Origin of the sequence: Shewanella alkalitolerans, from assembly GCF_019457575.1 — a bacterium.
Lineage (GTDB): Bacteria > Pseudomonadota > Gammaproteobacteria > Enterobacterales > Shewanellaceae > Shewanella > Shewanella loihica.
Genome location: NZ_CP080422.1, coordinates 1728332 through 1742824, shown reverse-complemented (window position 1 = coordinate 1742824; position 14493 = coordinate 1728332). Strand labels below are relative to the sequence as shown.

13 protein-coding genes are annotated in these 14493 nt (G+C 51.2%); 7 read left to right on the top strand and 6 right to left on the bottom strand.

Annotated elements, in window-relative coordinates:
- Window positions 1-30: 30 nt before the first annotated feature.
- The gene (gene ppsA, locus K0J45_RS07870; RefSeq protein WP_220044886.1) at window positions 31-2400 is read right to left on the bottom strand and encodes a phosphoenolpyruvate synthase; all 2370 of its coding nucleotides are present in this window, start codon (window positions 2398-2400) and stop codon (window positions 31-33) included.
- A 126-nt stretch (window positions 2401-2526) separates the two neighbouring features.
- Between ppsA and ppsR the strand changes: the two genes are divergently transcribed.
- The 4 genes from ppsR (at window position 2527) to K0J45_RS07850 (ending at window position 6066) form a co-directional block, all read left to right on the top strand.
- Window positions 2527-3339 (top strand): posphoenolpyruvate synthetase regulatory kinase/phosphorylase PpsR, encoded by an 813-nt coding sequence (ppsR, locus tag K0J45_RS07865; protein ID WP_011865347.1) that lies wholly within the window; start codon window positions 2527-2529, stop codon window positions 3337-3339.
- Between the two features lie 177 nt (window positions 3340-3516).
- Entirely contained in the window at window positions 3517-4578 is a 1062-nt protein-coding gene (locus tag K0J45_RS07860) for a 3-deoxy-7-phosphoheptulonate synthase (RefSeq protein ID WP_144198633.1), read from the top strand.
- A 152-nt stretch (window positions 4579-4730) separates the two neighbouring features.
- Window positions 4731-5156 carry an acyl-CoA thioesterase gene (locus K0J45_RS07855; protein WP_144198630.1) on the top strand — a complete coding sequence of 142 codons (426 nt, stop codon included), beginning with the start codon at window positions 4731-4733 and terminating at the stop codon, window positions 5154-5156.
- 250 nt (window positions 5157-5406) lie between these two features.
- The gene (locus tag K0J45_RS07850) at window positions 5407-6066 is read left to right on the top strand and encodes a response regulator transcription factor (RefSeq protein WP_011865344.1); all 660 of its coding nucleotides are present in this window, start codon (window positions 5407-5409) and stop codon (window positions 6064-6066) included.
- Between the two features lie 153 nt (window positions 6067-6219).
- Here K0J45_RS07850 and K0J45_RS07845 read toward each other — a convergent pair whose 3' ends face one another.
- A complete protein-coding gene (locus K0J45_RS07845) occupies window positions 6220-6819 on the bottom strand; it encodes a TetR/AcrR family transcriptional regulator (RefSeq protein ID WP_258406793.1) in 600 nt (199 codons plus the stop codon).
- Between the two features lie 119 nt (window positions 6820-6938).
- Between K0J45_RS07845 and K0J45_RS07840 the strand changes: the two genes are divergently transcribed.
- Window positions 6939-7985 carry an HlyD family secretion protein gene (locus K0J45_RS07840; RefSeq protein WP_258406792.1) on the top strand — a complete coding sequence of 349 codons (1047 nt, stop codon included), beginning with the start codon at window positions 6939-6941 and terminating at the stop codon, window positions 7983-7985.
- 14 nt (window positions 7986-7999) lie between these two features.
- Window positions 8000-9538 (top strand): MFS transporter, encoded by a 1539-nt coding sequence (locus K0J45_RS07835; RefSeq protein WP_220044883.1) that lies wholly within the window; start codon window positions 8000-8002, stop codon window positions 9536-9538.
- A gap of 22 nt (window positions 9539-9560) precedes the next feature.
- On the opposite strand, the gene fghA is transcribed toward K0J45_RS07835, so the two are convergent.
- The gene (gene fghA, locus K0J45_RS07830; RefSeq protein ID WP_220044882.1) at window positions 9561-10397 is read right to left on the bottom strand and encodes an S-formylglutathione hydrolase; all 837 of its coding nucleotides are present in this window, start codon (window positions 10395-10397) and stop codon (window positions 9561-9563) included.
- Between the two features lie 60 nt (window positions 10398-10457).
- Window positions 10458-11588 (bottom strand): S-(hydroxymethyl)glutathione dehydrogenase/class III alcohol dehydrogenase, encoded by a 1131-nt coding sequence (locus K0J45_RS07825; protein ID WP_286670310.1) that lies wholly within the window; start codon window positions 11586-11588, stop codon window positions 10458-10460.
- 200 nt (window positions 11589-11788) lie between these two features.
- On the opposite strand from K0J45_RS07825, the gene K0J45_RS07820 reads away from it, so the two are divergent.
- Window positions 11789-12658 (top strand): LysR substrate-binding domain-containing protein, encoded by an 870-nt coding sequence (locus tag K0J45_RS07820; RefSeq protein ID WP_011865338.1) that lies wholly within the window; start codon window positions 11789-11791, stop codon window positions 12656-12658.
- Window positions 12659-12760: 102 nt separating this feature from the next.
- Here the strand turns inward: K0J45_RS07820 and K0J45_RS07815 are convergent, their stop codons facing one another.
- Together K0J45_RS07815 and K0J45_RS07810 are read right to left on the bottom strand one after the other, a co-directional pair.
- Window positions 12761-13006, bottom strand: coding sequence for an HP1242/YdcH family protein (locus tag K0J45_RS07815; protein WP_011865337.1), 246 nt, complete (start codon window positions 13004-13006; stop codon window positions 12761-12763).
- Window positions 13007-13182: 176 nt separating this feature from the next.
- A complete protein-coding gene (locus K0J45_RS07810) occupies window positions 13183-14472 on the bottom strand; it encodes an NAD(P)/FAD-dependent oxidoreductase (protein ID WP_220044881.1) in 1290 nt (429 codons plus the stop codon).
- Between the last annotated feature and the right edge of the window lie 21 nt (window positions 14473-14493).

Sequence of the window (14493 nt, the reverse complement as noted above, 5' to 3'; positions counted from 1 at the left end):
GTCAATTAGCTTATTCTATCTAAAGAATAATTAGGCGTGAGCTTCACCCAGGTATAACCAGGTATCGATCACTGTATCTGGGTTAAGCGATACGGTATCGATGCCTTGCTCTACCAACCAAGCCGCAAAGTCGGCGTGGTCAGAAGGACCTTGACCACAGATACCCACGTAAGCGCCTTTCGCCTTAGCAGCCTTGATAGCCATTGCCAGCAGGGCTTTAACGGCTTCGTTACGCTCGTCGAACAGGTGACTGATGATGCCTGAGTCACGGTCCAGACCTAGGGTTAGCTGGGTCAAGTCGTTCGAACCGATTGAGAAACCGTCGAAGATCTCGAGGAACTGGTCGGCTAGCAGGGCGTTAGAAGGCAGCTCACACATCATGATGACTCGCAGACCATCTTTACCACGCTCCAAGCCTTGCTCTTTCAGCAGTTCGATAACCTGACGGCCTTCTTCAAGCGTACGTACGAATGGGATCATGATCTCTACATTCGTCAGACCCATCTCGTTGCGTACACGCTTGATGGCTTCGCACTCAAGGGCGAAACAGTCGCGGAACGACTCAGAGATGTAACGGCTCGCACCGCGGAAGCCCAGCATTGGGTTCTCTTCTTCCGGCTCGTAACGGTCACCACCAACCAGGTTAGCGTACTCATTAGACTTGAAGTCTGACATACGAACGATAACTTTCTTCGGATGGAAGGCCGATGCGATAGTCGCGATACCTTCAACCAGACGCGCCACGTAGTATTCTACTGGTGACTCGTAGCCGGCGATCATCTCGTGGATCTCTTGCTGCAGCTCGGCGCTTTGGTCGTTGAACTCAAGCAGCGCCTTAGGGTGAATACCGATCATACGGTTGATGATGAACTCGAGACGGGCCAGACCCACACCTTCGTTAGGCAGACGAGCGAAGTCGAACGCTCTGTCTGGGTTACCTACGTTCATCATGATCTTCATCGGTAGTTCAGGCATAGAATCGACGCGAGAAGACATAACGTCAAACTCTTGGATACCTTCGTAGATGTAACCTGTGTCACCTTCGGCACAAGAAACAGTCACCTGCTGACCATGCTTGATTTTGTCTGTGATGTCGCCACAACCTACTACCGCCGGTACACCGAGTTCACGGGCGATGATCGCCGCGTGACAAGTACGGCCACCACGGTTAGTAACGATAGCGCTGGCGCGCTTCATGATTGGCTCCCAATCTGGGTCAGTCATGTCGGTAACCAGTACGTCACCTTCTTGGATCTGGTCCATATCTTCGATAGAAGCCAGTACCTTAGCGGTACCGTTACCGATCTTATGACCGATGGCACGACCTTCGCCAATCACTTCGCTCTTGGTCTTGAGGTGGAAACGTTCGATCAGCTGTACATCTTCACGTGAACGTACGGTTTCTGGACGGGCCTGTACGATATACAGTTTGCCGTCGTTACCATCTTTAGCCCACTCGATGTCCATTGGACGACCGTAGTGCTTCTCGATGATCATGGCTTGCTTAGCCAGTTCCATCACCTCTGCATCGCTGATAGAGAATTGACGACGCATATCTGCTGGTACATCTTCAATCTTCACCTGCTTACCGTGGCTCAGGTCGTCAGAGTAAACCATCTGAATTAACTTGCTACCGATGTTGCGGCGAACAACGGCCTTGTGACCTGCGGTTAGGCTTGGCTTGTGAACATAGAACTCATCAGGGTTCACCGCGCCTTGTACTACCATCTCACCCAAGCCAAATGAAGAGGTCACGAAGACCACATCGTTGTTACCTGACTCGGTATCCATGGTGAACATTACACCTGAAGCGGCGGTGTCTGAACGAACCATACGCTGTACGCCAGCTGAAAGCGCAACGCCTTTGTGGTCATAACCTTGGTGTACACGGTATGAGATAGCTCGGTCGTTAAAGAGAGAGGCGAATACGTGCTTGATAGCAACCAGTACTGCGTCGAAGCCTTTAACGTTCAGGAAGGTTTCCTGTTGGCCGGCAAATGAAGCATCTGGCATATCTTCGGCAGTCGCTGAAGAGCGTACTGCGAACGATGCATCGTTAGTTTCTGAGGAAAGCTTGTCGTACGACTCACGTACAACCTGCTCAAATTCGCTATGGAATGGGGTATCGATAACCCACTGTCGGATCTGTGCACCTGCGGTGGCGAGTGCATTCACGTCGTCGACGTCTAGAGCTTCTAGCGTCTCGTATATCTTCTGGTTAAGTCCGCTTTGTTCAAGAAATTCATTGAACGCAAAGGAAGTGGTCGCAAAGCCACCAGGCACTTGAACACCTGCATTAGCTAGATTGCTGATCATCTCCCCAAGAGAGGCATTTTTACCGCCTACCTTGTTGACGTCACCCATGCCTAATTCTTGATACCAGAGTACATATTGCTGCACAGTTCTATCTCCGCAAGTTTATTTCAGTGTGGCCCCTTCACACGAGGGCAGCGGCATTTTACACTCCACAGCAAGACGCGTAAATCTATAATTTTATTTGTAATTTTATTACTACAAGAGGTCAAAATGTCACGTAAAGTCTTTTATATCTCAGATGGGACGGCGATCACGGCCGAGGTTTTTGGCCATGCGGTACTGTCTCAATTTCCAGTTGAGTTTGAAGCACTTACTATTCCATTTGTCGAGACAACTCAGAAAGCCGAGGCGGTAAAAGCACAAATTAATGATTGTTTTATTACAACAGGCGAACGACCACTTGTGTTCCATTCTATCGTCAAAGCCGAGATCCGAGACATCATCTACAGCAGTGAGTGTATCGACTATGACTTCTTGAACACCTTCGTCGCCCCGCTGGAAGATCAGTTAGGCGTCAAGGCGGTTCCCGTGACCCACAGAACTCACGGCAAGGCGAATCACAGTTATGAGGCGCGTATCGACGCCATCAATTACGCCATGGAAAACGATGACGGTCAGACCCTCAAACATATCGACAAGGCTGACATAGTGCTTCTGGGTGTTTCCCGTTGCGGCAAGACCCCCAGCAGCCTCTATCTGTCGATGCAGTTTGGCATCAAGGCGGCCAACTATCCCTTCATCGAAGATGACATGGACAACCTTAAGCTGCCCGAGGTGTTAAAGAAGAACAAACATAAGCTGTTTGGTCTGACTATCGACCCTGTGCGCCTGCATGAGATCCGTCAGAGCCGCATGGAGAACAGCCGTTACTCCTCACTGAGACAATGCCGTATCGAGGTAAAAGAGGTAGAGATGATGTATAAGCGCGAGCGCATTCCCTTCGTCAATACCACCAACCACTCGGTAGAAGAGATCGCTACCAAGATTCTGGATGTCACAGGTCTGGAACGTCATATGTTCTAAAACTGCGCTTACCTCTGCCTATATAGAGGCAAGTTAAGCGCCCCAAATGGCAAGCTAACTGCACAGATGTAGACAAATACCGGAAATTTTCATCTGTTTACCCCTGTGCAGCTAGCAACTATTGGTTATAATCCGAGGCAATCAGGCGAAAGCCAAGACAAACGCTCGGTATATTGAATGACCATTAAAACAGACGAACTACGCACCACATTACTATGTAAGGCCATTTCACCTGCTAAACTCGCATCTGAATACCCGCTTACTCAAGACGCCGCCGACTACCTGGTTCAACAGAGACGTGAAGTTGAAGCCATTCTCACAGGTGAAGACAAACGTCTTCTGGTGATCATCGGCCCCTGCTCTATCCACGACACCCAGGCTGCCATCGACTACGCTAAGCGTCTGGCCGTGCTGCACAAAGAACTCAAAGACTCACTCTGCATCCTGATGCGCGTCTATTTCGAGAAACCTCGTACCACGGTTGGTTGGAAGGGACTGATCTCAGATCCGGATCTCGACGGTAGCTTTAATGCCAACAAAGGCCTGCGCCTGGCGCGTCACCTGCTGCAAGAGATCACCGAGCTAAACCTGCCTATCGCCACCGAATTTTTGGATATGGTTAACGGTCAGTATATTGCCGACCTCATCACCTGGGGCGCGGTTGGCGCCCGAACCACTGAGAGTCAGATCCACCGCGAGATGGCCTCGGCGCTCTCCTGTCCGGTCGGCTTTAAGAACGGTACCGATGGTAACATCAATATCGCCATCGACGCGGTGCGCGCCGCCAAAGAACCGCACATCTTCTATTCGCCCGATAAAGATGGCGCCATGGCCGTTTACCGCACCAGCGGTAACCCTTATGGCCACATCATACTGCGTGGCGGCAAGCAGCCGAACTACCATGAGGCCGACATTCAGGCTGCGGCGCAGAAGCTTAAAGACGTGGGTCTATCTCACCGTATGGTGGTGGACTTTAGCCACGGCAACAGCCAGAAACAGCATAAGCGTCAACTCGAAGTCGCCAAAGATATCATGGCGCAGGTAGCCTCAGGCTCGACCGCGATTGCCGGTATCATGGCCGAGAGCTTTATCGAAGAAGGCAACCAGAAGGTGGTAGCCGGTGAACCATTGGTTTACGGCAAGAGCATCACAGATGCCTGCCTCGACTGGGCCGACTCCGAAAAGCTGCTGCGAGACCTTGCTGCGGCCTCCAAGGCGCGCATGGCAAAGCTTAGCTAATACCTAATGTGATTATTTTAAAAAGGCTTCCTCGTGAAGCCTTTTTAATGTCATGAAAGCCGCCACATTACCGGGCTACAGCGCTGTCATTACGCCGTGATTATCAGTATAATCCGTCGGTTTTTTTCAATGCATAACCTTAAGGTTGCCGTATGCCCCTAACCGATACAGAAACTCAGTATTCTGACGCTATTCGCGCCCGCATCGCGCAGTCAGAAGCCCGGGTGATCAAAGCGATTTTTCCCTCTATCACCAACCATCACAACACCCTCTTTGGTGGTGAGGCGCTGGCCTGGATGGATGAGACCGCCTTTATCGCCGCGACCCGCTTCTGCCGCAAGACACTTGTTACTGTCAGCTCAGACCGTATCGACTTCAATAAGTCGATTCCTGCCGGCACCCTAGCAGAGATCATTGCCAACGTGATCTATGTGGGTAACACCTCCCTAAAGGTTGAGGTCAACATCTTTGTCGAAGATATGTACCAAGATCATCGTGAGCATGCCATACGCGGCGTCTTTACCTTTGTGGCGCTGGATGAAGATCGTAAACCCACTAAGGTGTGGAGCGGCGACTGATTTTAAGAAGGTCTCCTGTCGGCGGGCGCACACCTGCCGACCTTTCACCTCTGACTTCTCACCTCTAACCTTCCCTAACCTAGCACCTCGTATCCCCGCTCTCAGCCAAAGACTCATTAGACTTAAGTCTAATAATTGTTTGTAAAAACGAAAAAATCCCGTCGCCCAGACACAAAAGCAATAGAATACTGAGTCATTTATCTGTTACATTGACTTTACCTTCAAGTGCAACAAAGATAATCAAAAAGCAATGAAGCTCGAAAACTTGCACATCATCATCGCAGATGATCATCCATTATTTAGGAATGCGCTGCGACAGGCATTGAGCGGCGCCTTTGCCGACACCCAATGGTTTGAGGCCGATAGCGCCGAAGCCCTACAAGGCCTATTGGAACAGGGCAACACCGCCTATGACTTAGTGTTGCTGGATCTACAGATGCCCGGCTCCCATGGTTATTCCACCTTAATACACCTAAGAACCCATTTCCCCGAACTGCCTGTGGTGGTGATCTCCGCTCACGAAGATGCCATGACCATCAGCCGCGCCGTTCACTATGGTAGCGCCGGGTTTATTCCCAAGTCTGCCTCCATGGAAACCCTCTCGGAGGCACTCACGGCTGTGCTCTATGGCGATATCTGGCTACCGGACAACATAGAACTGCAAGAGATCAACGAAGATGCCACGGATCAGATGGCGGCCAAACTCGCCGATCTCACGCCGCAGCAGTATAAGGTGCTACAGATGTTTGCCGAAGGTCTGCTCAATAAGCAGATCGCCTATGACCTGGGCGTATCCGAGGCCACCATCAAGGCCCATGCCACCGCCATCTTTAGAAAACTCGGGGTGAGAAACCGCACTCAGGCAGTTATCGCCCTGCAGCAGCTGGAGATGGAAAAGGTCGAGCTTTAACCTAGGTGGAAGATCCTATGATCTTCCCTTTCTCTCCCTGTCTATTCCCAAGCCTCAATAGATCTCAGCCAAGAAGCATTCCTCATAAATAAGCACTTTTGGCAAATAACCGAACCTGTCGACTCCAGTCCGCAGCTTTCGGCAAATTTGTATTCAAGATTGATAACAGCGAATAAAGTTATCTACTGCATGCTTTGCGTAAATTTTCATTTCATTAGATGTCATCATTTGCCCACCGTATAAGGCTTCGAAATGACGATTTCCCTTTAATGCACCGAGAAATTGTTCGCTCGCTATGGCCAAGTCTGTGATGACGAGTTTGTCCATCGCTTGTCGATGCATCAAATAATCCTGTAATGCTTGTTGAGAATGGCCTGAACTTCGCTCAAGAAAAAATGCCACTAATTCCGGTGCGGTTTTTGTCTGTGTCATCAGTAAGCGCGCCAACTTCAAGAGCTCAGGGTGATATATAAACTCCAAATATTTCAAAGCGAAAGACAATAACTCTTCCCTAAATACTCTATCGGCATCTACATCTACGCTTAACCCCAGTTGCAGGCGTTCGGTCAGTTCAACAACCACGGCTTTTAACAGGCCTTGCTTATCATTAAAGTAGTTATACAAGGTAAGCTTTGAGCCACCACAATGCTCTATCAACTGATCTAGGCTGGTGCCTTCATAGCCCTGCTCTAAAAAGAGTTCTGCGGCTACCTGCAAATACTTCTGCCGCTTTCTCAAACTCGATGGTCGCATAAACACCTCCTCTAACTTTTGATACCCCATAGTACACTTTTTTATAGGATAAGGTTGCATCCTTTTCGAACCATAGATATGATACTGAACGGTACAGTATTATATCTATGGTCGTCATCATGAAACAACTTCTTCGCAAAACACAGGGCAACAAAATTAAAAAAGCGATAATTATCAGCAGCATGATGTTATTCGCTTCTCTGTTTTATTATTACCAGTTTCCCAAAGCAGGCTTAATCAGCACAGATAACGCCTATGTTCACGGGGAAATTTCGCAAGTGAGTGCCGAGGTATCGGGCATTATTAATCACGTCTACATAACCGATAACCAATATGTAGAAGCAGGTACACTGCTGGCACAAATTGACGACAGAGATTATCTGGCTCAATACAATCAAGCCAAGGCAGGACTGACCATGGCGCAGGCGGCAATTGCCAATATAGATGAGCGTATAAAGCTACAGCAGATATCAATAAAACAGGTATCGACTCAGATAGACTCGACTATGGCCGATGCCATATTTCATCGGGCGGAATGGCATCGACTGCAAAACCTGTTAGATAAGGAACTCATTTCTCAATCACAGTTTGAAGCGCAAACCAATAAGAACAATCAGGCGAAAGCGAAACTGGCTGCGAGCCAGTTACAGCTTAGTTCGGCCAAGCAACAACTCAACACCCTTAGGAGTGATAAGGCTCGTTTGAATGCCCAAGCCGAGCAGGCCAATGCTGCGCTGGCACTGGCCAAACTAAGATTAGAGAATACACAGGTCAGAGCCCCAATTGCCGGCATCATAGGTAATCGCGCCCTGCGCGCCGGACGCTTTGCCAGTAAAGGCGCTCCCCTTCTGGCTATCGTTCCTGTCGAATCTATCTGGATAGAGGCCAACTATAAGGAAACCCAAATCACAAATATATTGCCTGGTCAGCTTGTCGACGTACTGCTCGATAGCTTTCCCGAGGAACACCTTAAAGGACGCGTATTAAGCATTGCGCCAGCGACAGGCGCGCAATTTGGTCTACTGCCACCGGACAATGCCACGGGCAACTTCGTCAAGATCGTACAACGTGTCCCCATCAAGATTGCCCTCGAGATCCCCAGGGCACTCCAAGGCAGAATTGTACCCGGCTTATCGGCTGAGGTAACAATCGATACCAATCATTGAGATGGTAGGTTCTTATGAATAAACAGGTTCTCAATATTCTGCTCTTAGCTCTACTTGCAGTGATTCCCCAGAGCATTACCGGTCAAATCTATAATAGTAGCGCCTCACAGATAGCAGCGAGTATCGGCCTGTCTCTGGATGAGGCCAGCTGGTTTAACACACTCAATACTTTTGGTTTACTGATTGCGCTTCCGCTCGGCGCCTGGCTGGCTAGTCGTTTCGGCTATAGGCAGCTATTTCGTATTGGCGCAGTCGTAGGCCTATTCAGTACACTGGCCAGCAGCCTATGCATGCAACCAGCACCTCAGATGTTGAGTTGGTTTGGGCACGGCTTATCGGCAAGCTTTCTAGTGCTGTTCGCCCACGCCATCATCTTAAAGAATCTTAACTTCAGGGCTATTGCTTATGCCGAGAGCCTAGTGCTGCTAGTGGCGGTTTTAGTTCCGCTGGGCATCTACCCCTACCTACTGTCTATCCTGGCAGAGAACAATTTATGGCGATGGTCTTTCTCACTACAGCTAGTCCCCTTCTTACTCATGCTCAGCTGGGCGCGATTCGGTCACTGGCCCCATCTGGAAGAGACACAGGAAATAGGCTTTAACTGGTTACAAGCCCTGTTGCTGACGATCGCTAGCTGTGGCATTGCCTACATACTGCTTCGGGGCGAGCGCTTTGACTGGTTTGAAACGCCGAGCATTATCTGGATTACGCTAATTACCGCCTCGGCGATAACACTATTAGGCTTAGCAATAAAAAACCGCCGGGGACGAGGACAATATTTAGAAGCAAGCGTCTTGGCTAGCCGTATTGGGAAACTGAGCATGTTACAAGCCTCCATCGCAGGCTTTGTCGTATTAGCCATCTCCATGCTCACCTCTGTGTATATGACGAAAATAATGCAATACAGCGCCGCTAACGCGGGTTATATCAACCTTATCGGCTTTGTCGGCATGCTTGCTGGCCTTGGCGTTGCACTCTTCGCCACCTGCAACCCCGATCGTAATCCCTTCAAAGTCGTCCCCATAGGTATCATCATGATGATAGCTACCTGTATATGGCTAACGGGAAGCAATGCTTTGATAGGTCAAGCTTATCTTTGGCCTGCAATATTGCTTAAAGGCTTCGCCATTGGAATACTCAACATCACGCTGACCATACATATTCTGCGTAGTTTACCAAGACAGCACCTGCTCGAAACGATCGCCTGGTTCTACCTATTTCGTAATCTAGGCTCGCTGTCTGCCATAGGGGAGTTTTCTCGTTTCATGACGATAGAAACCAGCAACGCCATGCAAAAGTTAGCCGAAAACTATGACCCTCTAAACGAGACGTTCATCGACCACCAACAGCTGATCACTGCCAGCCTACAGCAGTCAACGCTGGCACCGACGCCCGAGCGCTCAGCCCTGCTGTTGATGAGCCAACTTAAGACGCAGGCTCTGTCTGTGGCCGGCGTTAACAACTATCAATGGTTAATCGCTACGACCCTTATCATCATACCCAGCATGGTGCTCACGATGAAGTGGGCAAATCACCCCGCGAGACCCAAATAATATATTTGGGTCTCTTGCAAAATTAATCATAGAGATACTTAGCGTGGAATCTCAGGTGATCTTCAATAAAGGTGGCGATGAAGTAATAGCTGTGATCGTACCCCTCCTGCATACGCAGGATCAGCGGATACTCCTTCTCCTTAGCCACCGCTATCAAGGCCTCTGGTCTTAGCTGCTCCTCGAGGAAGTTGTCACTACTGCCCTGATCGATAAAAATCGGCAGATCGCAACTGGCCTGCTTCATCAGCTCACAGGCATCATAGGCCAGCCAAGCGTCACGGTTCTTACCCAGATACTCACTAAACGCCTTCTGCCCCCAAGGGCAGTTGATAGGATTGACGATAGGGCTAAAGGCCGACACAGAGCGATAACGATCTGGTTGCTTAAGGCCTATGGTCAAGGCGCCGTGGCCTCCCATTGAGTGACCGGCCAGTGAGCGCGCCTCGGTCACCGGAAAATGGGCCTCGATAAGCTCGGGGAGCTCCTCAACCACATAATCATACATCTGATAATGCGCCTGCCAGGGCTCCTGAGTCGCGTTGAGATAAAACCCCGCGCCTTGGCCCATATCGTAGGCGGCATCATCGGCCACCTCCATCCCTCTTGGGCTAGTATCGGGCGCGACAATGGCCACTCCTAGCTCCGCCGCAATACGCATGGCGCCGGCTTTTTGCATGAAGTTTTCATCCGTGCAGGTCAGCCCCGATAGCCAGTAAAGTACTGGTACCTTCTGCTCGCTGGCCTGAGGCGGCAGGTAGATGGCGAAGCGCATGGCGCAATTTAGCACCCTAGACTGATGCTGATACTGCTTATGCCAACCACCGAAGCACTTGTTGCTGCTGATATTTTCTATGGTCATATTCTCATCCCTAAAGGGCGCAGACGCGGGCGTCTGCACCTAAGCTAAGCCAAATGATGCCTATCGGTTAAAGTGCACCACAGAGCGGATGCTCTTACCCTCATGCATGAGATCGAAGGCAGTGTTGATCTCCTCCAGCGCCATGGTGTGAGTGATAAAGTCGCTGAGCTTAAACTCGCCACGCAGGTATTTCTCAACGATCTCAGGCAGCTCTGAGCGTCCCTTCACGCCGCCGAAGGCACTACCGCGCCAGACGCGTCCGGTCACCAGCTGGAATGGACGGGTCGAGATCTCCTGACCGGCACCGGCGACACCTATGATCACAGACTCGCCCCACCCCTTATGGCAGCACTCCAGCGCCGAGCGCATCACATCCACATTACCGATACACTCAAAAGAGTAATCCACGCCGCCATCGGTCAGCTCGACAATCACTTCCTGGATAGGCTTGTCATAGTTTTTAGGGTTGATGCAGTCGGTTGCCCCAAGCTGGCGGGCCAGCTCAAACTTGCTCTCGTTGATATCGATGGCGATGATGCGGCTAGCGCCCGCCATGGTCGCGCCTATGACGGCCGACAGGCCTATGCCACCGATCCCGAAGATGGCTACGCTGGCACCCGGCTCAACCTTAGCCGTGTTGAGTACTGCGCCCATGCCTGTGGTCACACCGCAACCCAGCAGACACACCTCTTCCAGCGGCGCCTCGGGATTGACCTTGGCCAATGAGATCTCTGGCAGTACGGTATATTCAGAGAAAGTTGAGCAGCCCATGTAGTGGAAGATAGGCTGACCATCTTTGAAGAAACGCGTGGTGCCATCAGGCATCAAGCCTTTACCTTGAGTCTCGCGGATCTTCTGACACAGGTTAGTCTTACCCGACTTACAGAACTTACACTCGCCGCACTCAGGGGTATAAAGCGGGATCACGTGATCCCCTACCGCCACACTGGTGACGCCTTCACCGATTGCCTCGACAATACCACCGCCTTCGTGGCCCAGGATCGCCGGGAAGACACCTTCAGGATCGTCACCCGAGAGGGTAAAGGCATCGGTATGGCAGACGCCGGTTGCGACTATCTTCACCAACACCTCACCGGCCTTGGGATACATCACATCCACCTCTTCTACCGATAATGGCTGGCCCGGTCCCCAGGCGATGGCGGCCTTAGATTTAATAAACTTGTCTGTCATCTCGCTTGCTCCATTTAGTGTCTGTATCTATGTATCTGTCTGCCCACTTCAATGTAGTCGCTGACCATTACCTTGTCTCGCCAGCAGTTGTATCACGGTGGATTTGATTACTTGTGTCTATTTTATTTATTTCACATGAGATGATAATCTCCGTTTTATACAAATCATTTTTACCAAATAGTAATAATAGGTTTAAAGCCATGCAGGAATGGGAAGGGGTCAGCGAATTTGTCGCGGTGGCGGAGACAGAGAGTTTTACTAAAGCGGGCAAGCGCTTAGGGATCTCTACCGCCCAGGTGAGTCGCCAGGTGGGCGCGCTGGAACAGAGGCTGGATACCAAGCTGCTCTATCGCACCACCCGCAAGGTCTCCATGACGGAAGAGGGGCATCTCTACTACCGGCATTGCCGTCAGGTGCTCGATGGCCTGGAAGAAGCCGAGCGCGCGCTGAGCAGCTTAAGAGGCCTGCCGCAAGGGCTACTCAGGATGACGGCGCCGGTGGCCTATGGCGAGAAATATATCCTGCCTGTCGTCAACGACTTCCTGCTCGCCTACCCTAACGTGGAGGTGGATATCGCCCTCACCAACCGTCAGGTGAGACTGGTAGATGCGGGCATAGACCTGGCGATTCGCATCGGCAAGTTGGCCGATTCGAGCCTTATCGCTAAACGGATCAGTCAGCGGATTAATTATGTGTGCGCCTCACCGGACTATCTCAAGCGGTTCGGCGAGCCCCACAGCCTGTCTGAACTAAGCCGGCACAACTGCCTGATCGGCAACCATGACTACTGGCGCTTCCTCGAACAGGGGCGCGAGCGCCAGCTTAAAATAAAGGGCAATCTGAGGTGTAATACCGGCCATGGCCTTAGAGACGCGGCGCTCAAGGGACTGGGACTGGTGCAGCTGCCCAACTACTATATAGGCCAGGACCTCAAGGCAGGCCGTTTAGTGTCAGTGCTCAACGCCTATCAGGAGCCAAACGAAGGGGTCTGGGCCCTCTATCCCCAAAACCGCCACCTCTCACCTAAAGTGAAGTTGATGGTAGAGTTTCTCGACCGCGCCCTACCCTAAACCTTGCACGGTTTTAAGGCAATAAAAAACGCCCCTTCATCTGGTATGAAGGCGCGTTTCTCTTGTTAAACGCTTAACGCCAGATCTCCGGCAGTTCGCGTGTCAGTTACTGGCGTCGAGCAGACGTTGATAGAGGGCGTCTTTCAGCTCGGCTCTATCGTGCTTAAGCTGATGCATGGCGCTATCGTCGATAGGCGCATCGTTAAGCTCTAAGGTTCGGATCTCTTTGTCTAACGAACTGTACTTCTTGTTGTCTTGCGCGAACCCATCATCGGATTCGGTGAGTTTGAGGATCAGGTCTTGATAATCAGGAAAGTCGTTAATGAGCGAGTGGTTTTCACCTAGCATAAGGCCCCCTTTACTTGAGCAGATAAATGGATAAATTTTATGCCTTGTTCATAAATGTAGCACGCCATCACGCCCCTGATCAGCATCCACCTCACAAAATACTGCAAAGAGTTGATAATTTAAGTTTTAGTTCGCTGTTTACAAGCCTTTACACCTGAGATTCGCCCAGTCATTCGCTACCTAAAATGTTCCATCATGCGGTAATAGAGCATGCCCAGCGCCATCCCCTGATTACCGAGCCAATCACCCACCGGCAATCTTATCTGTTTCATCTGGGCGAAGAGGTCGAACTCCTCCAGTTGGCCCTGCACCGCCTGACTCATGATCTCGCCCATGATGTGCGAGGTGGCCACCCCATGACCCGAGTAGCCCTGACAATAAAACAGATGCTCGGATACCTTACCAAGCTGGGGGATACGGTTAACCACTATGCCCGCCATGCCGGTCCAATCGAACTCTATCTCCACCCCCTTGAGCCTAGGGAAGGTGCGCTCTATCGCCGGGCGCAGCTCGGCGGCCACATCCTTAGAATCACGCCCCGAATAGTTGGTGCCACCGCCAAACATCAAGCGGTTATCGGCGGTCATGCGGTAATAGTCGAGCACGAAACGACTATCATATACGGCTAAATCATAGGGGTTGAGCTGCTTGGCCAGTTGTGGGTCGAGTCTCACCGTGGCGCAGTTGCCCAAAGATGCGGGAAACAGCATGCCCCTTAACTTATGACGCGCCAACCTATGATAGGCATTGCCCGCCAGCACGGCGCAGTTGGCGGTGATCCGCCCCTTATCGGTTGTCACAGTAACCCGCTTATCATCAGAAATGTCCAAAACCTGTGAGCCCTCGAAGATCAAGGCGCCGTTGGCCTCGGCGGCCCGCGCCTCACCGATACAGAGATTGACCGAGTGCAGATGCATGTTGCGGCGATTCAATAAGCCACCGTAATACAGCGGCGTGTCCAGATAGTCGGGGATATCGGCCTTGCTCAGCAAGGTCAGCTCATCGCCCATGCCCCGCCTCAGCCCCTCATCATAGGTAGTCTGCATCTCGGCCATATGGGCCGGCTTATAGGCAGTGTGCAGATGACCGAATTTAAGGTCACAATCTATCTGATATTTTTCTACCCGCTTTTTGATGATCTCATGGCCGCGCCAGCGCAGGTTCCAGACAAACTCCTCCGCCTCATGGCCGATACTATTACGCAGCTGTTTCACCATGGCGTTATCGCCAGATAGACTGCCGGTCACCTGACCGCCGTTACGACCGGTTGCCCCCCAGCCCACCTTATTTGCCTCGACGACGGCCACCTTGACGCCTCGCTCGGCAAGTTCCAGGGCGGTCGCCACACCGGTAAAACCTGCGCCTATGATCACCACATCGACATCCAGCTCCCCTTCTAGGCTTGGGTAATGGGTCTCCTGCTTGATGGTGGCATTGTAATAAGAGTTACAGCGAGCGAGTGACATCCGACTTTCCTTAATCGTTAG